11 protein-coding genes and 3 pseudogenes are annotated in these 11,708 nt (G+C 63.2%); 5 read left to right on the forward strand and 9 right to left on the reverse strand.

What is annotated here, in order from left to right:
- Positions 1 to 3: 3 nt before the first annotated feature.
- Entirely contained in the window at positions 4 to 978 is a 975-nt protein-coding gene (locus JCM21793_RS07625; protein WP_025029983.1) for a class I SAM-dependent methyltransferase, read from the forward strand.
- 187 nt (positions 979 to 1,165) lie between these two features.
- Here JCM21793_RS07625 and bfr read toward each other — a convergent pair whose 3' ends face one another.
- From bfr to phnG, 9 genes and pseudogenes are all read right to left on the reverse strand, one after another.
- A complete protein-coding gene (bfr, locus tag JCM21793_RS07630) occupies positions 1,166 to 1,651 on the reverse strand; it encodes a bacterioferritin (RefSeq protein WP_007010512.1) in 486 nt (161 codons plus the stop codon).
- Positions 1,617 to 1,931, reverse strand: coding sequence for a hypothetical protein (locus JCM21793_RS29445; protein WP_025029984.1), 315 nt, complete (start codon positions 1,929 to 1,931; stop codon positions 1,617 to 1,619). The genes bfr and JCM21793_RS29445 overlap by 35 nt, the downstream gene beginning before the upstream one ends.
- A 295-nt stretch (positions 1,932 to 2,226) precedes the next feature.
- A complete protein-coding gene (locus JCM21793_RS07640) occupies positions 2,227 to 2,841 on the reverse strand; it encodes a DapH/DapD/GlmU-related protein (RefSeq protein ID WP_025029985.1) in 615 nt (204 codons plus the stop codon).
- Positions 2,838 to 3,544: pseudogene (gene phnL, locus JCM21793_RS24735) on the reverse strand (phosphonate C-P lyase system protein PhnL). The gene JCM21793_RS07640 and the pseudogene phnL overlap by 4 nt, the downstream one beginning before the upstream one ends.
- A gap of 2 nt (positions 3,545 to 3,546) precedes the next feature.
- Positions 3,547 to 4,323 (reverse strand): phosphonate C-P lyase system protein PhnK, encoded by a 777-nt coding sequence (phnK, locus tag JCM21793_RS07650; protein WP_025029986.1) that lies wholly within the window; start codon positions 4,321 to 4,323, stop codon positions 3,547 to 3,549.
- Positions 4,324 to 4,357: 34 nt separating this feature from the next.
- A complete protein-coding gene (locus tag JCM21793_RS07655) occupies positions 4,358 to 5,248 on the reverse strand; it encodes an alpha-D-ribose 1-methylphosphonate 5-phosphate C-P-lyase PhnJ (RefSeq protein ID WP_007010517.1) in 891 nt (296 codons plus the stop codon).
- Between the two features lie 10 nt (positions 5,249 to 5,258).
- A pseudogene (locus JCM21793_RS28635) lies at positions 5,259 to 6,353 on the reverse strand (carbon-phosphorus lyase complex subunit); the annotation flags it as partial.
- A 3-nt stretch (positions 6,354 to 6,356) separates the two neighbouring features.
- A pseudogene (phnH, locus tag JCM21793_RS28640) lies at positions 6,357 to 6,967 on the reverse strand (phosphonate C-P lyase system protein PhnH).
- Complete coding sequence (gene phnG, locus JCM21793_RS07670) at positions 6,967 to 7,434, reverse strand: phosphonate C-P lyase system protein PhnG (protein WP_025029989.1); 468 nt, start codon at positions 7,432 to 7,434, stop codon at positions 6,967 to 6,969. Before phnG ends, phnH begins: the two are co-directional and overlap by 1 nt.
- 123 nt (positions 7,435 to 7,557) lie before the next feature.
- On the opposite strand from phnG, the gene phnF reads away from it, so the two are divergent.
- From phnF to JCM21793_RS07690, 4 genes are all read left to right on the forward strand, one after another.
- Entirely contained in the window at positions 7,558 to 8,310 is a 753-nt protein-coding gene (gene phnF / locus JCM21793_RS07675; RefSeq protein ID WP_081784659.1) for a phosphonate metabolism transcriptional regulator PhnF, read from the forward strand.
- Positions 8,311 to 8,417: 107 nt separating this feature from the next.
- Positions 8,418 to 9,656, forward strand: a complete 1,239-nt coding sequence (locus JCM21793_RS07680) for an ABC transporter substrate-binding protein (protein ID WP_036539870.1) — start codon at positions 8,418 to 8,420, stop codon at positions 9,654 to 9,656.
- Positions 9,657 to 9,677: 21 nt separating this feature from the next.
- On the forward strand, positions 9,678 to 11,354 hold the full coding sequence (locus JCM21793_RS07685; RefSeq protein WP_025029992.1) for an ABC transporter permease: 1,677 nt from the start codon (positions 9,678 to 9,680) through the stop codon (positions 11,352 to 11,354).
- A gap of 16 nt (positions 11,355 to 11,370) precedes the next feature.
- Positions 11,371 to 11,708 (forward strand): ATP-binding cassette domain-containing protein (locus tag JCM21793_RS07690; protein ID WP_036539876.1); only part of this gene is annotated, 338 nt, incomplete at its 3' end.

Genomic DNA, 11,708 nt, shown 5'->3' on the forward strand with positions numbered 1-11,708 from the left:
CGCATGAACCCGCTCACCTTTACCTCGGGCAACCTCCTGGCCGACCGTCGGGCCGACTATGCCGAAATGCTTTTCGAAAATGGCGACTACAAAGCTGCCACCACGCTTCTGGGCGACGCGCTGCAGCTCGTGCCCGGGTGGGCGGCCGGACACTATCGCCATGGGGAGATGCTTGCTGAAGCCGGCGAAATCGCTGCTGCCGTGGAAGCCTGGCGCACGGTTCTGAGGCTCGACGGCAAAGACCGGCTTGGGGCAGCGCTGAAGCTGGAGCTGCACGGCGCACTGGATGGGCTCGGGGCCGTGCCTTCCGCCTTCGTCGAAACGCTGTTCGATCAGTACGCGGATAAATTTGATACCACGCTGGTGGACAGGCTCAGCTATCGCGTACCGCAATTGCTGGACGAGGCACTTCTGCGTGTCGGCCGAGAAAGCTTCGCCCATGCCGTTGATCTCGGTTGCGGCACCGGTCTGATGGGCGAGCGGTTGAGGGCCCGTGTGAGTTTTCTTGAGGGGATCGACATTTCCGCGGAAATGCTTAGGCGGGCAGAGGGCAAGCAGATCTACGACCGGCTGGCACGTGCGGATCTGTCAGCACTCGCCGATTTTCCGCGCGCAGCAGATCTCGTGACGGCGGCGGATGTGTTCATGTATCTGGGGGCACTTGAAAGGCTGTTTGCCGTGGCCGGTGCATCGCTCGCGCCGGGGACGCTGTTTGTCTTCTCGGTCGAGCATCACACGGGGCCTGAAGCAATGGTGCTGCGTGCCTCGCGCCGCTACGCCCATTCCGAACCACACCTGCGTGCGGTCCTTACCGAAGCCGGGTTCGACCCGGTGCTGCTCGAGAAGGCGACGATCCGGATGGACCGTGGAGAACCGATAGAAGGTCTGATCGTGGTCGCAGAACGGGTTGGCAACGAGACCCGGCCCGCCGATCCCGCCATCATCTCCCGCCGGAAAGAGCGGCCTCGGGCCCATTAGAGCGTTTCACCGTTTCATGGAAACGCCGCTCCGCTCTATCTGTTTGATTTCCTGCATTTGTGCTGGCGTCAGGTGATTCCACCTGACTGCAAAATGCTCTAGGCGGCTGAGCGTGTTTTCGGTCCGATGCTCAAAATGCGAAAAGGGTTGGCCGGAGCAGAGCTTGAACCGGCAACCCAGGACCAAGTTACTCGGCCTCGTCGGCTGAACCGGCGTTGAGCTGGCCGTATTTTTCGACGCCGATATTCTCAAGCAGTTCGAGCTGGGTTTCGAGATAGTCGATGTGGCCTTCCTCGTCTGCAAGAAGCTCTTCGAACAGCTTCATGGAGACGTAATCGCCTGCGGCGTGGCAGTCGTCGCGCGACTCCTTGTAGAGCTTGCGGGCGTCATGCTCGCCGGCGAGATCTGCCTCGAGGACTTCCTTGATGTTCTGGCCAATGCGAAGCGGTCCGACGACCTGCAGGTTGGGGTGGCCTTCGAGGAAGATGATGCGCTCGACCAGCTTGTCGGCGTGGTGCATCTCCTCGATGGATTCCTCGCGTTCCTTCTTGGCAAGCTTGGTGTAGCCCCAATCCTCAAGAAGGCGATAGTGCAGCCAGTACTGGTTGACCGCACCGAGTTCGTGGGTGAGCGCTTCGTTAAGCCGCTCGATAACCTTTTTGTCGCCTTTCATTGAACCTGCTCCCGTAGCGTTCGCGCAGGGCGCGAACCTGGTCTAGATATGTCACGACTTCAGCTCCCTCGCTTTGATCGTGACGCTGGTGGTACTCTTCCGTGACTCGGATGATCGTTTCCACCACATTTGGGAAGCAGCCGCAACACCGTCCGCGCTTGGACATCGTATGATAGACCTTGGCTGGCACGATAAGCTGCCATGGATCAGCATCCAGCATCGAGATGATCGTATTCTCGACCTCTTTCTGGGTGATCATGTTGCACTGACAGACGAGCATGGCGACGTCGGAAACTCCGTGGCTTTGCAAGGTCGGGCCCAGGTGCAGAGCCAGAACCTTCAAGGCGGGAGTTTGTCGGAGGAAGAACCCGGACCATCTCCATGTGTGCCGGCAGGTTCGACGGCATACAGGATGGCGGGCGACGACAGACGTCCTGCGATCGAAAGGGTTAAAGGCCCAGACATCATGGACGCATCGCGCGGATGCAGGATTATAGAAACCGCACGGCTGCGGTTCTGTCAATAAAAACCTGACAACTATATTCAGGGAAAGCTGCGACGCGATGGCGCGGGCCCTAACCCTCGTACTTTTCCAGGAATTCCTCTGCGTTCAGCGAGCGGAAATCGTTCAGTGCGGTGCGCAGCCTGTCATGGTTCCAGTCCCACCACGCAAGCGCCTGATATCGCTCGGAGGTTTTGCGGTCGAAGCGTTCGCGGATCGGCCGGGCGGGAACGCCGCCGACAATCGTGTAGGGCGCGACGTCTTTCGACACCACCGCCCCGGCCCCGATCACCGCGCCATCGCCGATTGTGACGCCGGGCAGTATGGTGGAGCCGTGTCCGAGCCATGTGTCATGGCCGATCCGCACCATGTTTTCCCGCCGCCAGCCGAAGAAATCGCTGTCATGCTCTGCATCCGGCCAGTAATCGCCGGAGCGGTAGGTGAAATGGTGCAGGGTCGGGCGCCAGGTCGGGTGGTTCGTGGCGTTGATGCGCACGGCGGCGGCGATGTTGGAAAACTTGCCGATCTCGGCGCACCAGACGCTGCAATCCTGCGTCATGTAGGAGTAGTCGCCGACCACTGCTTCATGCACACGCGACCGCTCGCCGATTTCCGTGTAGCGGCCGAGTGTGGATGCGACGATTTCGGCGGAAGGGTGAACCGACGGCTTTTCGGAGAGCTGTTTCATGCCGCTTTCCTGCCCGGTGCGAAGTCGATGACGTCGATGATGCGGTCGGCCACCACGTCGCGCACATCCTGATCGTGGAAGATGCCCAGAAGGGCGACGCCCGCCGTCTTCTTCTCGTCGATCATGGAAACAACGATCTCGCGGTTTGCCTTGTCGAGCGAGGCGGTCGGTTCGTCGAGCAGCAGGACCGGATGATCGGTGATGAAGCCGCGCGCAATGTTCACGCGTTGCTGTTCGCCGCCGGAGAAGGTGGCGGGCGGCAGGTCCCACAGACGCTCCGGCAGGTTGAGGCGGGCAAGCAGCTTCTCGGCCCTGCCGCGCGCGGTTTCCAAAGCTTCACCACGCGCGATGAGCGGCTCGGCCACCACATCGCGTGCGGAAACGCGCGGCACCGCCCGCAGGAACTGGCTGACATAGCCGATCGTGTCGCGGCGGATGGCGATGACGGTGCGCGGATCAGCGGTGGCCAGATCCACCAGATTGCCGTCATGGGTGACGATCACCTGACCGCTGTCGATGGCGTAGCTGCCATAGATCATCTTGAGGATGGAACTCTTGCCGGCGCCCGAGGGGCCGCCAAGCACGGCGCATTCGCCGGCGGAGAGCGAGAAGGAGACATCGGCCACCACGGTAGGCGAATGCCGCCCTGGAGATGCATGGTGAAGCTCTTGCAGACTTCGGAGACGACGAGTGGCGTTGCCATGGTTACACCTGCAGGATGGAGGAAACGAGAAGCTGGGTGTAGGGCGCCTGCGGATCGTCGAGCACCCGGTCGGTGAGGCCGCTTTCGACCACGTGACCGTCCTTCATAACGATCATGCGGTGGGAGAGAAGGCGGGCGACCGCAAGGTCGTGGGTGACGACGATGGCGGAGAGGCCCAGTTCGTGAACGAGCCCGCGTAGCAGATCGAGCAGGCGGGCCTGCACCGACACGTCGAGACCGCCGGTCGGTTCATCCATGAAGACGAGGCGCGGGCCGGTGACGAGGTTGCGGGCAATCTGGAGGCGCTGGCGCATGCCGCCGGAAAAGGCGCGTGGCTGGTCGTCGATGCGATCCTCTGAGATTTCCACGCGGCCAAGCCAGTCGGTTGCGCTGGCGCGGATGTCGCCATAGTGGCGCTGGCCCACGGCCATCAACCGCTCGCCGACATTGGCGCCGGCGGAGACCGTCATGCGCAGCCCGTCGGAGGGGTTCTGGTGCACGAAGCCCCAGTCGGTGCGCATCAGGAAGCGTCGCTCGGCCTCGCTCATGCGGTAGAGGTCGTGGAAGGCCCCGTAGCGCATGCGGTAGGACACGGTGCCGGAGGTCGGCAGGAGGCGGGTCGAGAGGCAGTTGAGCAAGGTGGTCTTGCCCGAGCCGGACTCGCCCACCACAGCCAGAACCTCGCCCGGCCACAGGTCGAAGGAGATATCGTTGCAGCCGATGCGGTTGCCGTAGAATTTCGAGATGGAGCGAACGCGAAGCAGCGGTTCGTCGGTCATTGGATTTCTCCGCGAATTTTCAAAAGTTTGCGCATCAGATGGTCGCAGCCTCTTCGCCGGACAGATGCCCGCGATGGCCACTAGCGCGGCGCGCCTCGCAATTGTCGGTGTCGGAGCAGACGAACATGCGCCCGCCGCGATCATCGAGAACCACTTCGTCGAGATAGACATTCGTGCCGCCGCACAGCGCGCAGGGCTCATCGAAGGTCTGGATCTCGAAGGGGTGATCCTCGAAATCGAGGCTTTCGACCCGCGTGTAGGGCGGCACGGCGTAGATGCGCTTTTCGCGGCCTGCGCCGAAAAGCTGGAGCGCCTTCGACATGTGCATTTTCGGATTGTCGAATTTCGGCGTCGGCGACGGGTCCATCACATAGCGCCCCTCGACCTTGACCGGATAGGCGAAGGTGGTGGCGATGTGACCGTGCTGGGCGATGTCCTCGTAGAGCTTCACATGCATGAGGCCGTATTCCTCAAGCGCGTGCATCTTGCGGGTTTCGGTCTCGCGCGGTTCGAGAAAGCGCAGCGGTTCCGGGATCGGCACCTGATAGACGAGCACCTGACCGGCCTTCAGCGGTTCCTCCGGTATGCGGTGGCGCGTCTGGATGATGGTGGCGTCGGCGGTGTGGGTGGTGACATCCACATTGGCGACCTTCTGGAAGAAGGCGCGGATGGAGACGGCATTGGTGGTGTCGTCCGCACCCTGGTCGATGACCTTGAGCACATCGTCGGTTCCGATCACTGATGCGGTGACCTGCACGCCGCCAGTGCCCCAGCCATAGGGCATCGGCATTTCGCGGCTGGCGAAGGGCACCTGATAGCCGGGAATGGCGATGGCCTTGAGGATCGCGCGGCGGATCATGCGCTTCGTCTGCTCGTCCAGATAGGCGAAATTGTACTGGGCGATGTTGTCGGTGTGGGCGTTCATTCAGCAGCTCCCGGTGCTCGGTGTCTGCGCCCTCGCGGCGCTCCTCATATTCGCGGCGCATCTGGCGAACCAGACCGAGCTCGGCCTGAAAGTCGACATAGTGCGGCAGCTTCAGGTGCTCGACGAAGCCGGTCGCCTGCACGTTGTCGCAATGGGAAATGACGAACTCCTCGTCCTGCGCGGGCGCGGTGATATCCTCATCCAGTTCGTCCGCGCGCAGCGCCCGGTCGCACAGCGACATGGCCATGGCCTTGCGTTCCGACTGACCGAACACCAGCCCGTAGCCGCGCGTGAACTGCGGCGGCACCTTCTTCGACCCCTTGAACTGGTTGACCATCTGGCATTCGGTGACGCGGATGCGGCCAAGCGTGAGCGGGAAATCCAGTTCCGGCACGTCGATCTCCACATCCACCTCGCCAATGCGGATTTCGCCGGCAAAAGGGTGGTTGCGGCCATAGCCGCGCTGGGTGGAGTATCCGAGAGCAAGGAGAAAACCCTCGTCGCCGCGCGACAGCGCCTGAAGGCGCTGGTCGCGATCCATGGGAAACTCCGGCGGCTCGCGGGTGATGTCGCCGGGCTCGCGGTCTTCCGGCAGCGAACCGTCTTCCTCAATCAGGCCTTCATTGGCGAGAATGTCGGACACACGCGGCATGGCTTCTTCGGCCTCGCTGCGCGCCTCGGGCGCTGCCGGTTCGGCGTCTTCGGCCAGTTCCGGGTCAAGCAGGCGGTGCGTGTAGTCGAAGGTGGGGCCGAGAAGCTGCCCGCCAGGCAGATCCTTGTAGGTGGCGGAGACGCGCCGCTCGACCAGCATGGCCGCCGTGTCGACGGGGCGCGTATAGCCGAAGCGCGGCAGGGTGGTGCGGTAGGCGCGCAGAAGGAAGATCGCCTCGATCATGTCGCCGCGCGCCTGCTTCACAGCAAGCGCTGCAAGCCCCGCATCGTAAAGCGAGCCTTCGGACATGACGCGGTCGACGGCGAGCGAAAGCTGGCTGGAGATCTGTTCGAGCGTGATGGCGGGCACATTGCGGTCGCCGCGGCGACGGTCGGCCAGAAGCCGATGCGCGTTCTGGATGGCGGCTTCGCCGCCCTTGACGGCTACATACATGGCTCAGGCCTCCTGATTGGTGATGCGGGTGGAACGGGGCAGGGCCGCGAGGCCCTCGCGGCTGACCAGGATCAGGTCGATCCCGCGTGGGAAACGGGCGTGGTTTTGCGCCCACTGTCGGGCGAAATGGCGCGGCAGCGGATGCGGCGCAAGGCGCGCTTCGCTCTCGATGCCGGGGCCCTGGAGCACCAGTTCCTCGCCGCCTGAAAGGTCGCTCACCTGAAGAACGAGCGTGGCCGAACGGTCGGGATATTCCTGTGAGCCTTGAGCAAAATTCTCCAGCCCGATCAGGTGTTCCGGATCGGCGGAAAAGACGAAATGCGCATCGGCTGGCGTGTTGGCGATGGGCGCGCCGGTGTGGAAGGCGAGCCAGGCGCACACGGCATCGTCGTCCGCCAGAATCGGATCGAGCCAGATGGGCGTGTCCTGATCGCAAAGGGCCAGCGCAACGGCGGCAGCTCCGGCGTCAGCGGTGCGGGCGGTCTTGCAAGCGCTACGCCCTTGTGGATCGTGCCGGGTTCGGCCATGGCCTGCATCACCGCGCGAAAGATCGTCTGGGCGTCGAAAACCGGGTTCTGGAAACCGCCCTCGATGGCGATGGAATCGAGCGTCATCAGTCCTCTCCGCGAACCATGGTGAAGAAATCGACCTTGGTCGCCGCCGTTTCGGCGCGACGGGTCGCGTCCGCTTCGATGCGGCGGGCGCGCAGCGGCGCGAGGATCTTTTCCTCGATGCGGGCTTCAAGGTCGGGTTTCTGGCGCAGCGCGTCGATCAGGGCGGCAACCCGCACCTTCGTCTTCTCGCGGCCAAGCGCATAGGCATGGCCAACCTCGCCGCCGGGCAGCTTGACAGTGGCGCGCGTGACGGTGGCTTCGCCGAAGTTGAACGGCGCGCCGCCGCCGCCCATCCGGCCGCGAACGGTCACGAGGCCGGTTTCAGGTCCGCGCAGCGTTTCGGCTTCGTCGGGCAGCCCGGCTTCGTTCCAGAGCCGCATCAGGTCGCTTCCATTGGCCATGGCTAGCACCGCCATCGCCTCGCGTCGCCGTTCGGTGACCGCCTGTCTTTCCTGTCGTGAGACCATGATGTCTCCTTCCTCGTTCATTAATTTGTCTATTGTTCTAGACAATTAAACATATTATGGGTTTTGCCTAACGGGTGTCCATGACGCGTTGATGACAAGACTGGCAAGGGAAGCAGAAAATTGGTGCAGGTGAAGGAAGCGGTGATCGAGCGGCGCAGCGGCGTTGCGCTCTGGCGGCAGATTGCCGACCGCATGCGGCGTGAGATTGGCGAAGCGGCACTTGGCGGCGATGGCCGCATGCCGCCCGAAACGGCGCTTGCGGAGCGTTTCGGCGTCAACCGGCATACGGTGCGCACGGCGATCGCCGCACTCGTGCAAGAGGGCGTGCTGCGGGCCGAGCAGGGGCGCGGCACCTTCGTGGAAGGACGAAAGCGGCTGGCCTACCCCATTCGCAGCCGCACGCGCTTTTCCGAAGGGCTGGCCGGGCAGTCGCGCGGGCTGGCCGCCGATCTGCTCGACCACGCCACGGAGAAAGCAGCAGCGGACGTGGCAAAAGCACTGCACCTTTCCCCCGGTGCGCCGGTGATCCGGCTTGAGACACTTTCGCATGCCGATGGCAGGCCCGTGTCGCGCGCGCGAAGCTGGTTCGATGCTGAGCGCTTTGCGGGCATGGCCGAGGCCTTCGCACAGACACGCTCGATCACGGCTTCGTTTAGGGAATTTGGCCTCGCCGACTATCTGCGCCACAGCACCGTCGTAACGGCCAGACACGCGGAAGCGGGCGACCTGAAAGACCTGCGGCTTTCGCCCGGCGCAATCGTTCTCGTGACCACCGCCATCAATGTGGATACGCGAGGGAAGCCGGTGCAATATTCCGAGACCCGCTTTGCCGCCGACAGGATCGAACTGCATATTCCCGGTTCCGAAGCCCAATAGCCTTTCACCTGAAGCTCACCGTGAAGTGACCGTAGCGCGAGGTGGTTTGCGTTGATTTGCACCGCCTTAACGTGCTCTATCGCCGCTTGTTTCAACCACGGGCAACAATGGGGTCTCTCTTGCGCGCACTGCTTTTTTCGACGGCATTTCTGGCGATTGGCGCGGTTGCGGCCGCCGCCGACACCGCAAAGCCCGATCCCGCGAACTGGGATGCGGTTCTGGAGGATGCGCGTGGCGAAACGGTCTATTTCAACGCCTGGGGCGGCTCGCAGAACATCAACGACTACATCGGATGGGCAGGCGATGAACTGAACGAACGCTTCGGCGTCACGCTCAAGCACGTAAAGCTTGAGGATACGGCAAGCGCCGTGGCCACGGTGGTGGCGGAAAAGGCCGCTGGCCGCGACGGAAATGGAACGGTCGACCTCATCTGGATCAATGGCGAGAATTTCGCCGCCATGAAGGAGCAGGGCCTGATCCTCTCGCCGGGCTGGGCCGAAAAACTGCCGAACTGGACCTTTGTTGATGTCGAGAACAAGCCGACAATCCGCACCGACTTCACCGTGCCGGTGGAAGGGCTTGAGAGCCCATGGGGCATGGCGAAACTCGTCTTCTTCTACGACACCGCGCGCACCAGTGTGGAAGATCTGCCGCAGGATGCCGACGGACTTTTGAAGTGGGCGCAGGAAAACCCCGGCCGCTTCTCCTATCCGCAGCCACCGGATTTCATCGGCTCGTCCTTCCTGAAACAGGTTCTGGCCGAGACGATCGCCGATCCCTCCCTGCTGCTCGAACCCGTGGAAGAGGAGCGCTTTGACGAGGTGACGAAGCCGCTGTTCGATTTTCTCGACGCGTTGAACCCGGTCATGTGGCGCTCCGGCCGTGCGTATCCTCAAAACTACCCGGCGATGAAGCAGCTTCTCGCCGATTCCGAGCTCGACATCATCTTCGCGTTCAATCCGGCTGAGGCCTCAAGCGCCATCGCCAATGGCGAATTGCCGGACACGGTGCGATCCTTCACTTTTCCCGGCGGCACGCTGGCCAATACTCACTTCCTCACCATTCCCTACAACGCCTCGGCAAAGGCGGGCGCACTGGTGGCTGCCAATTTCCTGATGTCGCCGGAGGCGCAGGCCCGCAAGCAGGATCCCGCCATCTGGGGCGATCCCACCGTTCTGGCGCTCGACAAGCTGAACGAGGAAGATCGCGCCCGCTTCGATGCCATCGATCTCGGCGTCGCAACGCTGCGGCCCGACGAACTCGGCCCCGCGCTGGACGAGCCGCACCCAAGCTGGATGGAGCGCATCGAAACCGAGTGGAAGCGGCGTTATGGGGTTGGCAATTAGCCAAGGCGTGGGACCAGCCTGATGCTGACGCGCCTCGGTCCCATGCTCGCCATAGGGCTTCTGACCGCTCCGGTCGCGTTCGGGCTGGCCGGCACTGTGTTGCCGGCCTTCGGCTATCTGCCGGCACTGGGCGGCATGGAGTTCGGTCTGGCACCCTTCTCCATGCTGTTTGCCGAACCGGCGATCCTCATGTCGGCGCTGATGAGCCTTGTGACCGGGCTCGTCACCGCCGTCATTTCCCTGACAGCGGTGATCCTGTTCACCGCCGCATGGGGCGGCACTCGGCTTTTCGCGCGCATCCAGCATCTGATTTCGCCGCTGCTTTCCCTGCCGCACGCGGCCAGCGCCTTCGCACTCGCTTTCCTTATAGCGCCGTCGGGCATGATCGCGCGGTTGATCTCGCCGGAGCTGACCGGTTGGGAGCGTCCGCCCGATCTGCTGATTGTGCACGATCCGCTCGGCCTGTCGATGATGGCGGGGCTGATCGTGAAGGAAATTCCGTTCCTGCTTCTCGTCACGCTGGCCGCACTGCCGCAGGTGAAGCCGGCGCGCACGCGGGCGCTCATCGCATCGATGGGGTATGGGCGCATTTCCGGTTTCGTGTTCGGCCTCTGGCCGTCGATCTACCCGCAGATCCGACTGCCGGTTTTCGCGGTCATCGCCTTTGCCACATCGGTGGTCGATGTGGCCGCCATTCTTGGCCCGACCACGCCGGCGCCGCTGGCCGTTCGGCTAGTCAACTGGATGAACGATCCCGACCTTTCCAGGCGCTTTCTGGCATCGGCCGGCGCAATGCTGCAACTGGGCGTCACGGCTGCTGCGATCCTGATCTGGATCGGCTTCGAAAAACTGGGCGCACGCCTGCGCGATCGGATGGCTTGTGCGGGAAAACGCCTCCGGCGCGACCGTGTCCTGCGCTGGGGGGCGCTTGCCGTCATGCTGGCTTCCGCCGGTGCGATCTTTATCGGCCTGCTGGCGCTCGGTCTTTGGTCGGTGGCGGGCCTCTGGCAATATCCCGACCTTCTGCCCGCGCGCTTCGATCTGCGCAACTGGATGCGGGTTATGCCCAATCTGGTGGAGCCGTTGACGACCACGCTCTTCGTGGCGTTCGTTTCCACGCTGATTGCGGTGGCAATCGCCATATTGTGCTTCGTGCGGGAGGATGAGACCGGGCGCCCGGCGCGGGGCACGCTCGCGCTTCTCTATCTGCCGCTACTGGTGCCGCAGGTGGCGTTCCTGTTCGGGCTCCAGCTCCTGTTCATCCTGACGGATGTGGAGGCCACGCTGGCGGCGCTGGTGTTCACCCATCTCGTCTTCGTGTTGCCCTATGCCTGGCTCAGCCTCAAAGATCCCTGGCGCGCCTTCGACCGGCGGTACGATCAGATCGCGGCGGGGCTCGGCAAGGGACCGGTAGAGCGCTTCTTCTATATCCGCCTGCCCATGCTGGCGCGGCCGCTTCTTGCCGTTGCGGCCATCGGCTTCTCGGTGTCGGTGGGGCTCTATCTGCCCACGCTGCTGATTGGTGCGGGGCGGCTGACGACAATCACCACGGAGGCGGTGGCGCTCGCTTCCGGTGGCAATCGCCGCGTGATCGGCATCTATGCCTTCATGCAAATGGTCTTGCCGGCGGCGGGCTTTGCCGTTGCCACCATCGTACCGGCGCTGATATTCCGCCGTTATCGCGACATGCATGTTTGAATGGAAACGGGACTTGATGGACGCCGGGCTTTTCATCGACGGGGTGACGATTGCGCTGGAAGAGCGCGAGATCGTTTCGCTGACAAAACGGGTCGCGCCCGGTGGGGTGCTGACCGTCATGGGGCCGTCCGGCGCGGGCAAGTCCACGCTGCTCGCCTATATTGGCGGGTTTCTCGATCCGGTGTTCTCGGCGCGCGGCAGGGTTTTCGTCGATGGAACAGAGGTGACGGCGCTGAAGCCCGAAGACCGGCATGTGGGTGTGCTTTTTCAGGACCCGCTTCTGTTCCCGCATATGAGCGTGGGCGGCAATCTGATGTTCGCGCTGCCGGAGGCGGTGCGCGGCCGCGCGGCACG

It is taken from the genome of Nitratireductor aquibiodomus NL21 = JCM 21793 (assembly GCF_000615975.1).
GTDB classification, from domain to species: domain Bacteria; phylum Pseudomonadota; class Alphaproteobacteria; order Rhizobiales; family Rhizobiaceae; genus Nitratireductor; species Nitratireductor aquibiodomus.